The organism is Chloroflexota bacterium (assembly GCA_016219275.1).
Taxonomy (GTDB): Bacteria; Chloroflexota; Anaerolineae; order UBA4142; family UBA4142; genus JACRBM01.
The window spans coordinates 12,899-32,269 of sequence record JACRBM010000089.1; the positions used below are offsets into that span (position 1 = coordinate 12,899).

The following is a 19,371-nucleotide window of genomic DNA, read 5'->3' on the forward strand; positions in this document are numbered from 1 at the left end:
AGCTTTCTAGAAACTTGCGCGGCAGTTATTTTCCCAACCGTCGAGCGATATAGTCGGCTAACATTTGCCCAAATTCCGTTTGTTTACCAGTTTGCGGATCGAACAACCTGCCGGTTGGGTAATTGATATCATCGAGACTGTACCAACACCAGCGTTGCACCAGTTTGTAATCATCGCCGGCAAAACCGATGGCGGGATCCGTCGCGCTCAAAAAAAAATCGAACGTGCCGGCGACAAAATTCAACACGCGCGCGTTTGGAAAGCCGTAATCGTCCGGCATCGGAATACCGTACTCGGAAACGATCAGCGCGCGATTCTGAAACCCACGTGACGCCATCCACTTGCGAAAATCTATGATCTGCTGGCGGAACAAGTCGAGATTGCCGCTGTCGTCCACCTCGTACAACACCCCGCGCGCGTCGCTAAATCCCGGTGGAATTTCCACGCCCCAGGAATCGCGCTCCTCGCGCAGAATGAAATTATGGACGTTCCACACATCAATCGGCATCACCGCACCGAACTGGTCGCGATACGCGGCGAGCACCGCATCGAGATAGCGCAATCGCAGAGGCGTCGGTTGTGTGACGCCGCCAATCGCCACTTGCGCGGTCACGTCGGCATCCTTGATCGCGGTGTACGCATCGTGATACAATCGCGCATACCGCGCGGGTTCGACATTGTCCTGCCACTTGACATCCGGCTCGTTGCCAATCATCCACAACGACCCAGGATGGGTGCGCGCGATCTCGACGATCACGGCAGACGCGGGCGCGAGGACGCCGCCCTTGACGCGCACCATTTGCACGTACTCCACCCCCGCCGGTTTTTGCGGTGCGCGCTGCGCGTTCCAATCGAGAAACCAGCCGAACGAAAAAGCCGAGACATCATAACGCGTAAGCGGACCGACCGCGACGCCAATTGCCCAACGCGGTTTGCCTTGCCAATAGATGCTCGCGCGATCCCAGGTCGCACTCGTCGAAATCACGCGCGACGGCGGCGCAACACGCGTCGCCTGCGCGATGGCGGGTGATCGCGTCGGAATCAACACGTCCGGCGTCGCGCTCGGTGTGGCGCGTGCGACCGGCGGCGCGGGACGCGCTAACGCAAACGCGATGATCGCGATGCCCAGCGCGACAAACAACGCGCCCATCCACCACTGCGCGCTAACTCGTCGCAACGCGTCCTCGCACGAACATCATCACCAAACCCAGTACGATCAAGCCAGCGCCGCCGCACAATAACAACGGCGCGCTAAACGATTCTTCTACCACGCCACTCATGAGCACGCGGGTCGCCGTCGCGCTGGCTAACGCGCTCACACGCGACGAGGCGGGTGTTTCCGGGGTCAGCGTACCCGTCGGCGTCTCCGTCGGCGTTTGAGTGCGCGATTGCGTTACGCCGGACGGCGTACGCGTCGGCGTATTCGCCAATGCGGTAGCCGTCGCGCGCGGCGTATCCGTTGGACGCGCCACCGTATCGCTGGGACGCGGCGATGCCGTTGCTTGCGCGATGCCGGGTTGCGATGGCGATGTCGGGACTGAAACCGGTCCGGGCGAGGCGGGTCGTTGCGTGGGTGCGGGTGGTTGCGTCGGTTGGGTCGTGCGAACGCGTGTCGGCACCGTTTGGCGATCGGGAATCTGCGCGGGCGTTGCCCACACCGTCGGCGCGACACTCAACAGCATTACACTTGCCAACAACAGCATCCACCGGACAAAACGCCAGTTCATCATTGCCTCTTCCAGCGCAAGAGAATATCCACGTCGCGATTCAACGCGAACTTGAAGGTGACGCGATCCCCTTCTACCGCGACCGGCGATGGTTGCGCTTGAATGAACACGCCCGCATTGGGTAATCGCACCTGCACCGTCACCGGAAAATCGGGCGCGCCGGGTTGTTTTTGAATTCGCAACGCATAACGCCCCTCAGCGTCGACCCATTGTACTACGTCATCGGATTGTGTCAAGGCGAAATGGCGCGTCTGCGTCGTCGCAGTCGGGAGCACCATCAATGCTTCGAGCGATAGCCAGTCGCCCTCATCGGCGCGGCGCGCGATCACCGTGCCCGCATCGGCATGACGATCCCACGTTGCCGACGCCGGGATCGGCACGCGCGTCGCATCATCCAGACGCGCGTCTGCCGGCACGTACACGCGCACGTAATCCCAATAACACCGATTCGTCATCTGATCGTACACCGGATCATACCGCGTTTCAGGTCGGCAGGGATAATTCGCCGGCGCGGTGTTCGTGTACGTCAGCGCCACCTGGGCGCGCGGCGGCTGCGCACTCAAATCAATCTGATAGTTCAGCGATTGCTTCATCCGCGCGTTGACCTTGTTGTAACCCAGGTTCGCATCCACGACCATCAAGTAATCGCCCCCCGATGCGCGGAGCGAGCCATCCCAGCCCTGTTCGCGCAGAGCCGCCTGCGCTTCGGGTTGCTCAACAAAAATTTGCAGATGCTTGCCTTCGATGATCCGCCACACGGCTTGCGCGAGCAAGAGTTTGTCGTAATCGCCGGCTTCGATGCGCGCGCGCGCGGCATCGGCGAGCGGACCCATAAACGATTTGCGTTTGAGCCACCACGCGCCGGTGAAACTGCCATCGCTTGGCGCCCACGCGCGGCGCATGTACGCGGCAACGTTCGCGCCCGTGATCGGCTCGGCGTTATCCGGCACACGCAACGACCCCAACCCGGCGACCAATTCTTGCGCGCCGCGTTGATCCAACGCGATCAAACCATCCGGCGTGAAATTTTTCGCGCGATACAACGTCATCGCTTGGCGCGCCCACGTCGGCATATCCGGCGACCAGTTCGCGTCGCGGAAAACCCACTGTTCGATTCCCAGGTACCAGCGCAACGGCTCCGGCGGATCGGGATACGGCGCGCTGAAATCATCCGCCGCGTAACTATCGCGAAACGTGATCGCGACGATGTGTCCCTTGTCCACACGCACTTCGCCAACACCGGTGATGAATCCACCGCCGGGACGCAGTTCATCCTCGTTGAGCGCGAGCACCAGATAATTGCGCGGGCGATCAAACCCGGCGAGCGTCGGCGCGAACGACGCGGCGGCAAGCCCGGCGCGACCGAGCGGCACCACGCGTTGAATCTGCGCGACGCGCGCCGACAACAACCACGAGAGCGCGGCGGCATCCACATTCACCAGCGCCTGCTCCGCGCGGGTGAATTGCGTGTGCGCTTGCTGTAGGAGCGCCGGGTTTTCCGCGAGCACGCGCACGCCCTCCGACAGCGACACATCGCGCACGCCCGACCGCGCGAACGCTTCACACACGCGCGCGCCGGCTTCGGTCAATGCGTCGGCGGCGTCGAGCAAAGCGGGCGCGGCGCGCGCATCGTTTCCAAAAATCGGCAACCAACCAAACGACGGCGCCAGCGCGACCAAACCACCCACCTCGCGACGCAGCGCCGTCACATCGTCGCGTGTGGACCACATCGTTTCGCACAATGGCGCGAGATCGGACTGGCGCGCCATGCCTTCCATCTGAGCGAGATGCGCGCGCAACGACTGGGCGGCGAACGCGACCCGCGCCACCCACACGACGATCAACAGAAAGCCCAGCACAATGAGCGCGATGCTCACGCGTCGAAGCGCTTCCATCAGCGGTCCTCCGAATCCGGCACATTCACCAGCGGACGCGCGGCAACCCGCGCAACCTGGTCGAGCGACAAATCATCCGTCAATCCAAACTCGCGCGTCATCATCGCGCGATACGGCGCGTACATCCACAAATCCCGGTCGAGCACGATGACATCGGAACGCGCGCGCCACACATCACGCGCGTACCACAACGTAAACGTATGCGCGTCGCGTCCGGTCACCAATATCGCGCGAGGCGGCGCAGCCGCGAGCGCGCGCTCCGCCCATTCCACCGCGGTACGATCCTCGCGCTGGTTCATCGCGCCGAAATTGAAAACGAGTTGCGCGAGCGGTAGGAGTAGGATGAGTAGCGCGAAATGCGAATTGCGAATTACGTGATGCGTAATGCGTGCTGTGTAATGCGTGCTGCGTGATAAACCGGCGGCAAGCCAGAGCGCGGCGAGTGGCAACGCGACGATGAGATACACGAACGAGTCGGCGGTATTGTATGTGATTGCGAACAAACTGACAAGTCCGAACGCGAGCATGGAGGATAGCGCGAACGTTGGTTGGGTGTGCCGCAACGTGACCAAGCCAAGAATTGCGATCATCGCTCCAACCGGCGTAAATTGTTGCGCGAGCAACGCGAGGAACGCGATCACGCGCGACGGCACATCCCCAAGTGGAAGCGCAAACACAAAACCGCGATACAGTTCGCCGCTCACAAACGACCACCACGCATCGAACGTCGCGATCTCGCCCCACGGCGACGGCGCGCGGTTCTGAGCGATCAGCGCGACGCCGTACATCGCGAGCCAACCAAAAAGAAACCCGCCGATTGTCTGTAACGCAGGCGGCTTGCCCGCCGGCGGGCGAGTCGCTTGCCTCACAAACGGCGCGAGAAAAAACAGAATCGGATGCGCCCCCATTCCGATTCCCAGAACTAGACCGCGCACCCACATCGGCGCATCATACATCGCGAGAAAAAATAAAAATGCCGCGCCCAATGCGGCAGGCGCGTACACTTCGACGATGATTGCCTGCGACCAGAACAGCGGCGCACACGCGAGCATCAAGCCCGCAACCATCGCGGCAACGGCATTCGCACCGATGCGTCGCGCGGTGGCGACCGTCAAACCGACCGCGCTCGCCGCGCAGAATGCGGACAGTACGTTGAGCCGCCACGCGAGTTCGCCGAACGGGATTTGCGCGACCAGATTGCCGAGGAGCAGATAAAACGGAAAGCCCGGCGGATGCGGCAACGCGCCACGCGCAATCGCGCTCGCCAGATCGCCACCATCCGCGCCGTGGTGCGCCCAGGTCAGCGAAGGTGGCATCGTCGCGAGATAAAGCAACAGCGCGCACGCGCTCGCGAGGAGCGCGCCCCACCTTAACGCGATTTTTTCCACGTCACCGGTTGCGTACGCGTGGCAAAGCGCACAAACCCCGCCAGACTCGTCGCGTTCGCGAAACAAAAATAGAACGGCATCTGGAACAACCCCACGCGCATTCCCGCGCGTTGCAACACATAACCGAACAAGGCGAGCGCATAAAACACACTCTGCGCGAGCAATGTCACGCGGTAAAAATCGAACTGCGCCAGACCCAGGTTCGCGCCAAACGCGGCAAGCATAAAGAACGGCGCAACCCAACGCGCAATTTTGTGCGACCAGTACTGCCACACGACCAACCCGCGCCGCGGATCGAGCATTTCCGGCAAACGTCCCATCGCCTGAAATCCGCCCGCCGATGTCCGCACGCGCCGTCGCCACTCGCCGCGCAGCGATGGCGTTGCCTCTTCCCAGGTCACCGCGCGCGGTTCGTACACGATGCGCCACCCGCGCGCGGCGAGCCGCATCGTCAACACAAAATCTTCGATGAGCAAATCGGTATCGAGCGGCTGAAATAAATCGCGGCGAATCGCAAACAATTCGCCGACCGCGCCAATCGCCGTGTTGACCTCCGAATCGAGTCGTTTCAAATATGCTTCGTACCGCCAGTACGCGCCTTCGCCTTGCGCTTGCAAACTCGCCGCGCGGCGAATGCGTTTCTCACCGCCGACGCACGCGACGCGCGGATCGGCAAAACTCGCGACGAGCGCGCACAACGCCGGCGGCTCCATCATCGCGTTGGCGTCGGAGAAGACGAGAATATCTCCCGTTGCAAATGGCGCGGCGCGATTCATCGCCGCGAGTTTACCGCGGCGCGGCGGTTCGTGCAACACACGCACACCGCGTGACGCGAACGCGCGCGCGATCTCGCACGTGCGATCCGTCGAGCCATCCGCGGCGATGAGAATGTCGAGCCGCGCGCGCGGATAATCGAGCGCGAGCGCGTTCTCGATTTTTGCCGCGATCACCGCCTCTTCATTATACGCGGCGATGATGAGCGACACGGGCGGCGTGATCGGTTGACGCTGCAATGGACGGCGACGAACCCGCGCGAGAAGCGTGAGCAAAATCGGATAGCCGGCGTAGGCGTACACCACTTCGCCAACCGACAACCACAAAACGAACGCGAGCGCCCCGTCGAGCGCGCTCACGCGGCGTACTCCACGAGGATGTAACGACACCACGCGCGCACCGCCGGCACGCGCGCGATCAAAAATTCGTCGAGGCGAGACAAGAGGGGAAACGACGTTTCATTACCCAGCGCGCGCGTAATCATCGAGAACAGATAAAACTCGCGCGTGCGCATCGCGCGAAAAATCGCGCCGAACGTGTTCACATCCGTATAACGGAGTGGGTGTTCGTTTTGCGAGTGATGCTTGTCGCGATACGGCAAGTGATGCCGCGCGAATTCCAAGACAGGATTGGTGCCGAGCGGTTCGAAGAAAAGCGCGCGCCCGTCGCACCGGAGCACGCGTTTCACTTCGCGGGCGAGCGGCGCGAGGTCCGCGTGATGCAACAAGCCAAAGCCGACCGCCCAATCGAAAGTCTCGTTCTCGAACGCGAGCGTTTCGGCGAGCATCACGCTCGCGCTCAACGCGGTGTCGAGACGATTCACGCGCGCGCGTTCGCGCGTGATGGCGACCGCCGATGGGGCGAGATCGCACGCGGCGACGCGCGCGCCGCGACGCGCGAGCAAAACGGTATTATCGCCGGAACCGCAACCCAGTTCGAGGACGCGTTTGCCGCGCAAATCACCCAGCCACTCGAACGCGACGCGACGCGCGTAACCCAAATCGCGCCGCCAGATTTCTTCATCGGGCGCCACGCGCAGATCGCGTTTGCCGGCTTGGAATTCGTCGCGCCAGTAGCGATCAAAGTGCTCGACATCCTGGCGCTGGGCAGGAGTCATCATCGGAATTTGCTCCGCTCGGAAAAAGTATCTCTCATCCATCCGTGCGAAGGTTGTTAATCATTTTTCCAAGGGATTGAGCGACGACAGCAAATTCGATTCCTAGGAATTGCGTCTTCAAACCTTCGCACGGATGAGCCGTCACCGAAAAATGTTATTTGTTCAAGATCACGCGCAACGCGGGATCGCCGAGAAACACGAATGTGTCAATCACCTCGCGCATCTCGGGCAAGTCGCCGCGCATTTTTTGTTTGGCACGCATCAACGCTTCGCCCCAGGTCGCGGTATTGTGCTTGAACAACTCGGCGTACAGCTTTTCCATCAATTCGTGTTGCGCGTCCGGAAATGACAAACCGGTCGGTACGATGCCGGCGATGATGCCGCCGTCATTTTTGAACAACGCGTCTTCCGTCAGCGAATCTTTTTGTGGATGATAGAAATAGCCGTCGAGGCACGTCGGCGTGATAAGCAACGGGAGGCGTTCGCCGTTCTTGATCTCTTTGAGATTTTCGGAGCTGAACAGCGGGCCCGCCGCCCAGGTGTCCACCGAACCGTGCCCGATGTAACTGAGCATCCACGCGCCCTGATTCCACTGCGCGATAATGTCGCGCCGCGCCGCGGCGAGATCGCCTTTGCGTTCGGCGAGATGAACTTTCTGCGCTTGGAAGTTGCTCGGTATGGTCTCGGCTAATTCATTCGCGATGTCAGCGAAACTCAACTCTTTGTCGTCCGTCACGTACAACGCGCGGCGTTGCCAATCCGCTGGTTTGCTGTTCTCGTATGCGATGATCTTGTCCACGACGCGTGTCACTTGCTCGGATGTTTTCGCCGGGATGCGCCCCAGCGCGAGCGCGGGCGCGCCGGTTTTTTCATCGCCGACGACGAACCAGTTGTCGCTCGCGGCTTCGTTGAGATTAGGCGTATCGAGGACGAAGGTCGGCACGAGATTTTTATTCGCGCCGTTCGAGTAATCGCGATAATCATAACTCGCTTTGCCGACGAGCAAGGCAAAGCGCGGCGCGGGGCGCGCCCAATCGCTCTGCGTCAAGCGGAGAAAATCGCGTATCGCGTACGGCGTTTCGTTGCCGCCCGCAAAATTATCGTACACGTCGCCGACGGTGACGAGCATCGTCGCCAAGCCGCGCTCGGCGCGATACTTGACGAGCGGCTGAAGTGCGGCGACGAAATCGCGCGAAGCGTGCGTGATGATGACGTAATCCGCGCGTTGTTGCGGCGCGCGTAAATTCACATTCGACATCGGCGCGAGACGCGCGGGCGTTTGCCGTCCGTTCGGTCCCACCGCGAGATAGCGTCGCGCCGCGGTTGCGCCAAACGTCAACGCGCGCGCGGCGAGCGTTGGATTCGTCACGCGCACCGGATCGTTCGGATCGGTGATGTCGAGCAGCTCCACCACATCGCCGCTAAAACCATCCACGCGAAACGCGCCTGCGCCGGGTTCGAACGCGAGCGCGTCCGCTTGCGCGGTCAGCCGGCGCGTATACGTCACATCCACACCGCGCAAGAGTACGATATCGGCTTGGGCGCGTGTGTCGCCGGGCGCGGTGAGACGCAAGGTGTTCTCGCCAGGTTTCACTGCGTTCGCGGGAATCGTCGCGGTGATCGTGTGCGCGCCTTGCCCGTCCCATTTGTCGTCGGCGACACGTGTGTTATTCCAAAAGAGCGCGATGTGATGATCGGGCGTCGCACCATCCTGGGTCGTGCCCCACAAGTTGACCTGGGCGCGCGCCGATACGGCAAGCGCGTTCGGCAGTGTAATCGCGACGGTGGTGGTCAACGGCGCAACGAGCGTTTGCCAAAACCAACGGTCGTTCAACGCGCCGGCTTGAATCGCGTAGAGATTCGGTTTTGTAACACGCAACGCGTCCGTGAAAGCATCCTTGGGCGCGACGCTCGACGCCGGCGCGACGCTTTCGCGCATTCGTTTGCCGGCATGCGCGCCCCACGTCAACCAGTAAACATTGAACGCCGAGTACGGCGAACGACTCGCCACGCCGTACCAGTCGAGCGTGAAATTCGTCTTGTCACCCAGCACGCGAATCGGAATTTCGCGGTCGCCGGAAAAAACTTGGAGCGTCGCGGGATCGAGGGTATCGAGGTTCGCGCCCGCGTCGCGTAGCGCGCTCGCGGTCACGCGATACAAGCCGTCCGTCGTGACGAACATTTTATAGCGCGGCGTAGTGAGCGGCGCAACCGTCGGGAGGACGGGTGCGGGTGCGGACGTAGTACCGGGTGCAGACGTGGCAGAGTCCGGCGCGATGGTTGGCGCACACGCAACGAGGAAAAGCGCCAGCCACGCGCAACAAAGGAGGATCTTCATCAACGCAAATGCGCGCGGAGGAAAACGAGCGCCGCGATGCCAAACAGGATGATACCGCCAAATCCTAATGCTCCGGACGCGAGGACCATTCCCACTGTCGCGAGCGGTTTCCACGCTGGCGAAGTAATTGTCTCGGTCGCGATCTCTTCTTCCTCTTCCTCGACCAGCTCGCTCGCAGGGTTGGGCACGATCACGACCGGCGCAGGGTCGGATGCCGGCGCGGAATTGTTGGCAACCGCCGGTGGAACGCTGGGCGCGGGCGAAGCGCCGGGTTTGGGTGCGACGGCAACGCGCGGCGCGGTCGGCGTGGCTTGGATTTTGGGCGCGGGTGTAAAGGTCGGCGCGTTCGGCGCGAGCGTGTTCGTCGCGGTGGGAATGGGCGTGGGCGTGTTCGTCGGCGCGGGCGTATAGGTTGGCGCGTTCGGCGCGAGCGTGTTCGTTTTCGTCGCAGTGGGTAGCGGCGTGCTCGTCTTGGTCGCGGTCGGCGCGGGTGTATTAGTTGGCGCGGTGATCTTGGCTTGCACAACATCTGATTGTTGGGTGCCGCCCGAACTCACCGCTTCAATCTTGTAATAGTACGTTTTGCCGGGAACCACAGTCGTATCTTCGTAAGAATAACTACCGCCGGTAATGCAGCCAAGTGGACACCCCGAAATCGCTTTGGTACCATTAAGTTTCGTGAACGTGCCATTCTGAGAGTCCGCGCGCAACACATTGAATACATTCGTGTTGGTTTCAGATGCCGTCGTCCAATTCAGTTGAATCTTGGTGCTGGTAGCGGTCGCCGTAAATTTTTGCAACGTGACATTTGCCGAGACGCGCGCGAACGTAGCCGTAAAAAGAATCGCGACGAGACCGACCCAGCACAGGAATAAAAATTTTTGCCGAATGATTTCCATAGACCCGAACCTACCCTGCCATCCACCACGCCAGGGACGCGATGGCGAAAACAAGTATGCGACATGCTCGACGCATGATGCGCCGAACCAAATTACGCGAGACACCGGCGGATTGCGCTTGCCACCGTGAACATTGCGCGATGACCTGGAACAGGATCCGAATCCGCGTCGAACGCAAATGCTTGATGCGTCCATCGCGCGCGCGCGCGCCGACCACGCCTTCATACGACCCAGGTTGCCACGCGCGATCTTCCACCGGTTGATTATCGCCTTTGGTAACGAACCAATCTTCTCCCGCGATAACGCGACGTTCGATCAAGCGATGCGCCAACCACACATGGTTAACGGGATGCACGATAATGTCGCCGACGCGCACCGCTCGCGCGGCGAGCGGTTGAACGATAACCGCATCGCCCGGCGCGAGCAAGGGCAACATGCTCGCGGTTGGAATGGTAAAGCGCACATCACGCCCCGCGCGTAAATGTTCGCCGATCAAATCGTTTGTCGCCAGAACGCGCGCTGACACTTGAGCTACCTTCATTTCAGATTATACGCGCCAATCGAATGAAAATCAATAGTCCGTGTAGGGCAAGTTTCTAACTTGCCACTAATCGCAAATTGGGAATTTGCGCCACTGGATCGTGTTACTTGCTAATCTGCGGGAGAAACATGTTCGGTTGAAACGCGAGACGCGCGGCGGGATCGCCCAACAAGTTGAACGTGTCGAGCAAATCGAGTGCGCCGCCGCCGCCATTCGTGTACAAGAATTGCTTGCCGGCAACCGTCGCGGGACCGATCTGATGCAAGCCCGGCGACATGATGGACAAGAAGAAACCGCGGTTGATATAGTCGTGCCCCGTCGCGACACCCAACCCGCTCGCCGCCCAACTCGCCAGCGCGCCCTTGCTCGTCGCACGCACATTCGTCTCGGCAAGACTGGAAAAACTCTGATTGTTGTGATGAAAATAGCCCGTGTAGCACGTCATTTCCAAGACCACCATCGGCTTGCCGCTATTCGTCAACCCTGCCACATCGCTCGCCGCGAAAAAAGTCTCGTGCGCCCATGCCATGATCGAACCATGTCCGACATAATTGAGAATCAAGCGACCATCATTGACGCTCGAGTTCAACGCCGATTTGAGGGCGGCGGTCGTCGTGTACGGCGTGTACGGCGGATTCGCCAGCGCGCAGTACGCGTACGTGTTCGGATCGCACGGATTGTAATAGATGCGATCGGCGATGAACGAGAATGGCATCAGTTGCGAACTGCTCGCGACCTCGTCGGAGTACGCCCAGAAATCGCCCGCTCCATCCATCGCGCCGCTCGTGCTGAACGTATTGTCGGACAAGAACGCGATGGTGCCACGCCAACCGCCAAACGTCGGGCTTTGTTCGTTCGCGATGATCTTGTTCACCATCGCGTCCGCTTCGGTCGTGTTGTTCACCGGCAAGCGCCCGATCGCGAGACTGGGAAGCGTGTTCGTCGGCGAAAAAGTGACAAGCCGATTGTCGCTCGCAGTTTCGCCAATCCAGGGATCAACGAATTTAAAGTACGGCGGAATGAAGGTTCTATTCGGCGTCGTCGCGCCTTCGGTGGGACACGAACCGATGATGCAATAGCCGAGCGGATCGGTGTGCCCATCGCCGACGAGCAACACGTACGCCGGCGCGGGCGCTTGCCAATTCGCAAACGCGTACGCGAGAAAATCGCGAATCGCTTGCGGGTCTGCCAACCCGTCGGCAAATTCGTCATAGACATCTTGGACATCAATCAACTTGGTGCTGAGTCCTTGCGCCGCGCGCAGATTCACGAGCGGTTGGACGTTCGTCAGAAACGCGTTGTGCGAAATCGCGATGTAATCCGCGCCGTTGCTTGGCGACACCAGGTTCGCCGACGCGTCGAGCGTGATGCTCGCCGGCGATTTGCGCTGCGCGTTCGCCAGCGCCAAGTACTCGCGCGCGGACGCGATGGTGTCGCCGAACGTGAGCGTGTAGGACGGTCCGCCAGTGATGCTCGTGTTGATAAAACGCGTCACGCTGTACGGATCGGTGATGTCGAAAACTTGGAGCGCGTTCGACGTAAAACTCGTGATTGGATATTGCCATGTGCCACTCGCGACTTGGCGAAAACGCAACGTGTCGGTCACAGCAGTTAACGTTGCGTTGTAACTCACATCGAACGAGTTGAACACAATAAATTTTCCAGCAGCGCTGTTGTTCTGAACGCGCAATGTATTGTTGCCTGCCAACATAAATGCTTGCGAAAAAGGCACGGTCGCGGTGTAAGCCAGGTCGTGCGTCCACGTCACGTTCGAAATCACATTTCCGTTGACCAAGACCTGCGCGGTGTAAGGAAGTCCACCCGACCCAACCAAGCGAAGCGTTGCCGTCCCGGTGTAGGTTCCCCCCGCAAGACGATTCGCCTGGAAAGGATAATCGGCAAACGCGCCGGACGCGATAAAATTCCAGAACCAGTGATCCGTATCCTGGTATGGAATCGCAGACCGATAGTAATGGTTCTCTTCGGTGTGCAGCGTATCGGTGAACACACCGGGCGACACACCCGCGACACTCCCATCGCGCGTGGGCATGCGCTTGCCATTCGTCGCGCCGAAGGTGAGCCAGTAGATATTCGTGATCGAATACCTGGACGTCGCGGCTTGACCCAAAAATTCGAAATAGTTGCTCGCGCCGCATGTCGTCGTCCACGTCGTTCCCACGACATTGATCGCGAGTTCCGTCGCGGCGTCGAACAATTGCAGCGTCGCCGTGTTGAGCGTCGCGGGGTTCACACCCGCGTTTTGTAAATCCTGGCACGTGACCTGATACAGTCCGTCCGCGTTGACCGCGATTTTGTACCACGGTCCACCAGAGTAACGCGGCGCGCGCGCGGGCTGGGTCGTGGCGGGACGCGCGCGCCAATTACGCGCGGATGCATAGTTCGCGAACGATCCTTGGAACACAGATTCGAACGCGCCTTCATTCACCGCGCCGCCCAACGCTTGCGCGGTGCGCCCCTGCGGATAACTGAGTGCAAGTTCGACGCGCACGCGGCGATGAAATGTTGCCTGGCGCGTGACGGGGTTGTATTGCAGAAGATTGAACTCGACGACGACGTAACGTTGACTGCGCCACGCGCCGGTCGTCGCGACGCGCGCAACGGACGCGGGATACGCGCGGTTCGTGGAGTAGGTCGCGGCATCCGGCACGTAGGACGCGCCGGCATAACTCGGCAGACTCTGACGCGGGTCGGCGTTGACGCGTTGAGTGGGAACCGGCAACGGCGGATTCGCGAGCGCGTCGGTGCGCGCGTCGTCGGCGGTAATCGTCAACGCGACTTGCGCGCCGGGTGGAATCGCGATCATCGCGGATTGCGTGGGGAGTTGCGGCTTGCCCGGCTCGATGGTGTGACCCAAGCCGGGTATCGCGAGCACGCTGAACGTGCCGGACTCGACGCGTTGAGTACGCACGGAATACGCGTCCACATTCAGTTCGAGCACGATACGGTTCGTATCGGATTGTAGCACGCGCACACCGACTTGCGCGGACTGGGCATCCAGCGTGGGCGCATCGAACGACACGATTATCGCGCCCAGCAGACCAGCGAACAAACTAACAACAAGCCAATGAATCCACTTGCGAGGCATAAGTCCATACACCTTTGAGATTAAGCCAATTTTGAAAATTTGTCTCCGACATGCCCGACGCGTTTGCGCCGCATGCCGATCAGAACAAGCGCGGCGAGTACGAGCAAGCCCGCGCCGAGCGCGATTTCGATTGCCCCAATGCCGCCCGGCGCGGTGATGACGATCGGTCCGTGCCGCGCAGTCCGACCGCTGAACTCGACATCTTCGAGTTGATAATAATACGTTTGTCCCGGCACAACGGTCGCATCTTCAAACCGATACTTGCCGCCGGTCACTGGGTCGGGCGACGCGGCGATGAGTTGGTCGTTCACCTTGGCGAACGGACCATCCGCGCTCGCACCGCGATACAGATTGAACCCGGCAGTATTGATCTCGGTCGCCGTCGTCCACTCGACGACGATACGCGCGGGGGCAATGGAACACGCCGACAAGCCCAAGAGCATTAACAAGCCCAATCGAATCAGCATCGTTTTCAATCGTCAACCTTGCCCGTTTAGAAAGAGAATAATTCGCGCGCGAGTGATACGCGCTACACGCACACAGTCAGTTTGACATGAAACGAGCAAACGGGCAACGCACTCCCGTTTGCTCGTTGACGTTAAAGCAAACGCACCCAGCACCTACCGCCGAACTTAATTGCGACGCAAAACGACGACCACAACGCCGGCGAGCAAAACGCCCAACGCGCTGAACTGCAACCAGCGATTCGAGTCCGTTTGCGCGGTCAAATCGCTCAATGTTACCGCAGTCGGATCATTGAAACCGAGGCGATGGTCTTCAACTTCACCATTGCCATAGCGTCCCGAGAATGCACTGGTGGTATTGAAACTCGGGTAAGTGCAAGTGCCATTATCTGGACCGACACCATCGTTCCTCTCGAACAAACGCCAGCGCGAGTAGAACACGCCGGTCGGCGAAGTGCCACCTGGGACATTGAAACTGATGGTATTGTTTCCCGGCACCACTGGTACATTTTGGACAATGTAATCTCCCGGATCAGTGAAACCAGTACCACTAAAATCCATCCAGGCAACGAGACAACCATTGCCACCCGAGACAACAACGTTTACTGAATTAGTGCCACCCGCGTTCCATTGGGTTTGTCCAGCAGAAAGGGCAACACCGTCTTCATCATTCGGTGTGAGGGTCGTATTGTCACGCTTGGCGTCGCTGGCATTTTGTTGTCCATTGTCTTCGCCGTCAATCTGTGACCCAAGACGAATCGAACCAATTACATGACCGCCGGAAGTGAGGCTACCAACCGTCATCGCATTGTAAACAACTGGGCCCGACGGCAAATCGCCATAATCCAACCGCGTCGTCTCAAAAAGTTCGAGCGCGATATCATTGTCTTCCTGACCACCGGTCAGTTGAATTTGAATCACGTTCACACTTGTAAAGTTCGCCGCCGACGCAAAACCCGAACACTGGGAAAACTGATTCGTGTTCACATAACGGAAAACCATCGCAACAGCAGGGTCGCCAGAAATAACTGGCGGACTAGGTAACTGGAGTACCCTATATGAGCAAGACGTTGCGTTGCTATAGACCGTAACTGTTATTTGGTCTCTAGCTGTGCTAAAGTTATTCGAGTGGATAATAGCCACGAATGCATTGTCGCCGTTTGCGGTCAAGTCAACATTGCCCAAGCCAGAATAGTTGATGTTTTGGCTGTTGTCATTGCCATCGTACGTGAAGATGGAGTAAGCAACAACGTTTGTGCCTTGGCTCTGCGCCATACGCCCCAAACCACCACCATTGGTATCGATACTGGCTACACTACTACTACCAACATTCAATACGGTGAGCGTCACTTCGCGCTCTGCACCAATAATGTCCGCGCCGCCTACCACGCGTTGCCATGTCGAACCAAGACCATTTTGAGTCACCGTTTGCGCGGTATCAAAGAGATCAACCGTACGATCAGGATTCGCAAACGTCTGGATCGGCTGTTGGAGCATCAATCCCGCAGCAAGCACGAGCAGAACGAAACAAAGTGCAAACAGACGAGCATGTCGAGTACTCATTCATTTCCTCCTTTGGAAATAGCGAATCGGCAAGGCGATTTCTTTGAACCGCATTGCCAAAAGTTTCTACCGCGATGGAGGCACTACGCGGGACTGCCCCTCACTGTCCCCGACTAGTCCGGTAGCATCGCGCAAGTACATTGAATTCGGATCAGTAAGCGGGCTGGCGTTCGACCCACAGTCCATACAGATCAACTAAACTCCGTGCCGCAAGAAACATCCGCTTTGCCCGGGGACGCGCCACAATCAGTCGCCATGGCTTCGAGCGGCGCTTGATATACCACATCGGGCGTTTCGTACGGCTTCTTCTCTTCCACCGGCGTGGCTTGGGACATTCTGCGTTCTTCTGGCTTGTTCATACTTTTCCTCCTTACAGGATGACTGGATACAACTTGAGTCAAGGATAACGTTACTGACTATACACGATCAAGCAACGTCCGCCCGAGAATTTGGGGGCATAACCTCGGACAATAAAATAAAATTCGTCGGCAGAGATTCACTCAACGCAATCGGCGCGGACTGAACCTGGGTCGCATACTCTCGCAAATGCGCCGGAATCGCATAGTCCGGCGGTAACGCGCCTTTTTCGATCAATGCCTGTCGCCGCGCGAGCGCCTCGCGGCAATTGACGAGCGCCGGAGCGCGCAAACTGCCATCCTCCATTTGCGCCAACCCGTGACAGCGCACACACAACGTATTCAGCTCGCACGTACGGCACACCGGCAATTCACCCAGTTTCAACTGTCCCAGGTCTTGCCACAGCGGCGCCTGTTCCCAAATATCACGCACCGATTTTTCCCGCACATTCCCAGCGGCAGAGCGCACTTGGAGACACGGATACACATTCCCGTACGGATCAAGCGCGAGCGCTTTGGACGCGATGCCACACGTCCGTGTTTCGGGCGTCACCTGGCGATTGACCCACAACGCGGGATCAATTTCATCGCGCATCAACGCGACCAACTGATCGTAGGTCATCCGATGCTTGAGCGGATCCTTGCCGCCGGTATCTTTCGGCGTGATCGTAATGTCGTACTTGAAGCGCGCACCCAGTTCCTGCGCCAATGCCTTGAGCGCCGGCAAGTCCGCCACAGTCTCGCGCATCAACGGCGTTTTCATGATCGTCCGTATGCCGCGTTCGTGCAGCAAACGCAACGCGCGCGTCGTCAATTCGAGCGAGCGCGGCACACGCGTGATGCCATCGTGAACCTCGGGGCGCGTGCTATAGACGCTCAACTCGACTGCGTACGGATGCAGCGCGGCAATCCGATCGGCGACGTGGTCTTTGATGAGAATGCCATTCGTGAACAACCGCAGGAGAAAACGCTTGGAACGCGCATACTCGGCGATGTCGAAAAAATCGCGTCGCACCAAAATCTCGCCGCCGGATAAGGTGAGGTTCAACGCACCCAGTTCCGCGAGTTGGTCAATGACCTGAAAACATTCTTGGGTTGTTAATTCGCCGGGTACCGGCGCGTTCGGCGCAAACACATCGAGATAACAATGCGTACAGCGTTCGTTGCACCGATAGGTCAGTTCCCAGTGCGCCGAGAGCAAACGATGTGTCTTGCCCGATCGCGCGACAATTTGTTCGTATGCGTTCGTGCTTTCTGGTTGCCCAGAAGGACCATCAACAGACATTCGATGACTCCCTGTCCGTCATGAACAATGGAGATGTGAACGGCATCGTCACCGTCCGTATATGATAAAAAACCGACCACAAAACGGTCGGATACGCCACCCGCTCCTCCCGGTCCCGTACTAGGCGTCCAAATTCCGTCGCGTGACGAAAGACCAGGGATCAATGCTTCCGTTTGAACGAATTACTCGCAGAGTTGAATCAACTATGGGGCGATTATCGCATACTATTTTGAGAAAATCAAGTGCTTTGACATGGGGCAATTGTGCCTACTTTTGTAATCGCCTCGTCTATGTTAGAATTCTTTTTGTGCTACGGAATCACACGGACACACACACACACAGCCCATTCTATTCGGTAGTTGGGTCGTTCAATAACAGCGCATTCGCCTTGAGCAATTTATTCACGAACGCTTCGACATCTGTTTGCGCCTGTTCGAGCGACACGGTGTACTCGGCTTGAATCGTCGTTACAATCTCGCCAAGCGTGCGCGTACCATCGGCGAGTTGCCACACCCGCGTGCCGACCGCGTTGAGTACGATCACCTCGCCGGAATCCGCCAACACGATGACTGCCGAGCCATCCACGATCCGCGTCGCGACTTGGGCGTGCGGTTGCGGACGTTTATTCCAATCCATCCAATATCCTCCAGAATTCGGCGTCCCGGCGAAAATGCAACGCGCGCACCGGCACTGTCGCGACAATATCCTGACAAATTTCCATGACGCGTCGCGTGTGCGCCGGCACGGTCATCACGAACGGCACACAGCGCGCCATCTGAGCGACGGCTTGCGACGCCGCCAACGGTTCGAGGCGATGCTCCGCCGCTTTGACGAGCGTGAACGCGCCGCATAACTCGGCGGACGCATTCGTGCGCGGCGCTTCGGGCATATCGCCGCGAAACGGCACACCGTACAAATAATAACGGTCGTCGCGTTTTTTGAGAATCACCATGTCATCGCTCAACACGGTGCGATCCATCGAAAACGTCGTGACCGTCGTCTTGCCGTTCCCCGAGGGACCGAAGAACACAAAACCGCGTCCGTGCGAAATGATGCCGGCGGCGTGCAACAAGAGCAAGTTCTCTTCCATGCACCGCCAGGCGTACAACACGCGCAGAAAATTCTCGGTTGTGCCTTGGGGACGCAGAATCAATTCGCCTTGGCAAGTGGCGAGGTCTGCCCACCCTTTTTCATAGTACGATTCAAAATCAATGCGGTCGCCGTGTCGCTCAGTGTGAATTTGCCATGTCGGCGAAATATCGAGCGGGATATACGGAGGACCTGGTTCAACGTGCAGGCGAACCGCGAGGGCATCGGATCGAGGAGGCACGACGAACGCGCTGTAATGCTCAACGATATGTTTTTCGATGTCAGCGTCGAATTCATCGCGCACGAGCGTCGTCGGGATGTCGGCGATATTGATTGTGGTTGCATCCATCGTGCGCGATTATATTGTACTCGGACTGATCTGTCAAAGGTTTCCATAAACGGCAATCGCATCTTTTTTCGTCAAGAGTTTCGCAAGGAAAGCCACGTCTCAGTCGGCGCGCAAGCGTATCGTCTTGATGCTTACCATGTCTTTGCCATGCCGGAAATCGCGAATAGTGTGCCCCATTTTTCTTTGGCACGTCACAAGGTCTTAACGGCGACCAGCTGCCGGCGCTAGCGATCACATTCCCGCCGGCGTCTCCTCAACCTGCCAGATCTCTTTTTGTTACGATATTGTAACTTGGGTTGTTACTGATCTGCAAGAAGATAGGCGCTTACTAAAATTAGCGTAACTGCTCAGGCATAACCAAACTTGGACGACTCTTGTATTGCAAAGCATACATGCATCAGGCATACTGTAGACAATGACACCGTCCCCATTACCTACTGACGAACAAATCCGTGCGGCATACCAGCAAGGCGAAGAAAC

Annotated in this window: 16 protein-coding genes and 1 riboswitch; all 16 genes read right to left on the minus strand. The window is 58.7% G+C overall.

Going from position 1 to position 19,371, the window contains the following annotated elements:
• Positions 1-25: 25 nt before the first annotated feature.
• The 16 genes from HY868_24215 to HY868_24290 all read right to left on the minus strand — a co-directional run bounded on the left by HY868_24215 (position 26) and on the right by HY868_24290 (position 18,891).
• Complete coding sequence (locus HY868_24215; protein ID MBI5305258.1) at positions 26-1,177, minus strand: hypothetical protein; 1,152 nt, start codon at positions 1,175-1,177, stop codon at positions 26-28.
• A complete protein-coding gene (locus tag HY868_24220; GenBank protein ID MBI5305259.1) occupies positions 1,164-1,727 on the minus strand; it encodes a hypothetical protein in 564 nt (187 codons plus the stop codon). Before HY868_24220 ends, HY868_24215 begins: the two co-directional genes overlap by 14 nt.
• Positions 1,727-3,622, minus strand: coding sequence for a DUF4012 domain-containing protein (locus tag HY868_24225; protein ID MBI5305260.1), 1,896 nt, complete (start codon positions 3,620-3,622; stop codon positions 1,727-1,729). Before HY868_24225 ends, HY868_24220 begins: the two co-directional genes overlap by 1 nt.
• On the minus strand, positions 3,622-5,010 hold the full coding sequence (locus HY868_24230) for a DUF2723 domain-containing protein (protein ID MBI5305261.1): 1,389 nt from the start codon (positions 5,008-5,010) through the stop codon (positions 3,622-3,624). The genes HY868_24225 and HY868_24230 overlap by 1 nt, the downstream gene beginning before the upstream one ends.
• On the minus strand, positions 4,992-6,143 hold the full coding sequence (locus HY868_24235; GenBank protein MBI5305262.1) for a glycosyltransferase family 2 protein: 1,152 nt from the start codon (positions 6,141-6,143) through the stop codon (positions 4,992-4,994). The genes HY868_24230 and HY868_24235 overlap by 19 nt, the downstream gene beginning before the upstream one ends.
• Positions 6,140-6,904, minus strand: a complete 765-nt coding sequence (locus HY868_24240) for a methyltransferase domain-containing protein (protein MBI5305263.1) — start codon at positions 6,902-6,904, stop codon at positions 6,140-6,142. Before HY868_24240 ends, HY868_24235 begins: the two co-directional genes overlap by 4 nt.
• Before the next feature lie 151 nt (positions 6,905-7,055).
• Entirely contained in the window at positions 7,056-9,239 is a 2,184-nt protein-coding gene (locus tag HY868_24245; GenBank protein ID MBI5305264.1) for a hypothetical protein, read from the minus strand.
• Positions 9,239-10,138: a hypothetical protein gene (locus HY868_24250; protein ID MBI5305265.1), complete on the minus strand. Its 900-nt coding sequence runs from the start codon at positions 10,136-10,138 to the stop codon at positions 9,239-9,241. The genes HY868_24245 and HY868_24250 overlap by 1 nt, the downstream gene beginning before the upstream one ends.
• A gap of 10 nt (positions 10,139-10,148) precedes the next feature.
• Positions 10,149-10,664, minus strand: coding sequence for a hypothetical protein (locus HY868_24255; protein ID MBI5305266.1), 516 nt, complete (start codon positions 10,662-10,664; stop codon positions 10,149-10,151).
• Between the two features lie 118 nt (positions 10,665-10,782).
• Positions 10,783-13,785 carry a hypothetical protein gene (locus HY868_24260; protein ID MBI5305267.1) on the minus strand — a complete coding sequence of 1,001 codons (3,003 nt, stop codon included), beginning with the start codon at positions 13,783-13,785 and terminating at the stop codon, positions 10,783-10,785.
• 20 nt (positions 13,786-13,805) lie between these two features.
• Positions 13,806-14,252 (minus strand): hypothetical protein, encoded by a 447-nt coding sequence (locus HY868_24265; GenBank protein MBI5305268.1) that lies wholly within the window; start codon positions 14,250-14,252, stop codon positions 13,806-13,808.
• 165 nt (positions 14,253-14,417) lie between these two features.
• Positions 14,418-15,812, minus strand: a complete 1,395-nt coding sequence (locus tag HY868_24270; protein ID MBI5305269.1) for a hypothetical protein — start codon at positions 15,810-15,812, stop codon at positions 14,418-14,420.
• A 191-nt stretch (positions 15,813-16,003) separates the two neighbouring features.
• Positions 16,004-16,171 (minus strand): hypothetical protein, encoded by a 168-nt coding sequence (locus HY868_24275; GenBank protein MBI5305270.1) that lies wholly within the window; start codon positions 16,169-16,171, stop codon positions 16,004-16,006.
• 67 nt (positions 16,172-16,238) lie between these two features.
• Positions 16,239-17,453 carry a radical SAM protein gene (locus HY868_24280; protein ID MBI5305271.1) on the minus strand — a complete coding sequence of 405 codons (1,215 nt, stop codon included), beginning with the start codon at positions 17,451-17,453 and terminating at the stop codon, positions 16,239-16,241.
• Positions 17,454-17,529: 76 nt separating this feature from the next.
• A riboswitch (cyclic di-GMP riboswitch) is annotated at positions 17,530-17,633 on the minus strand.
• Between the two features lie 168 nt (positions 17,634-17,801).
• Positions 17,802-18,089: a PqqD family protein gene (locus tag HY868_24285; protein ID MBI5305272.1), complete on the minus strand. Its 288-nt coding sequence runs from the start codon at positions 18,087-18,089 to the stop codon at positions 17,802-17,804.
• A complete protein-coding gene (locus HY868_24290; GenBank protein ID MBI5305273.1) occupies positions 18,076-18,891 on the minus strand; it encodes a hypothetical protein in 816 nt (271 codons plus the stop codon). The genes HY868_24285 and HY868_24290 overlap by 14 nt, the downstream gene beginning before the upstream one ends.
• Between the last annotated feature and the right edge of the window lie 480 nt (positions 18,892-19,371).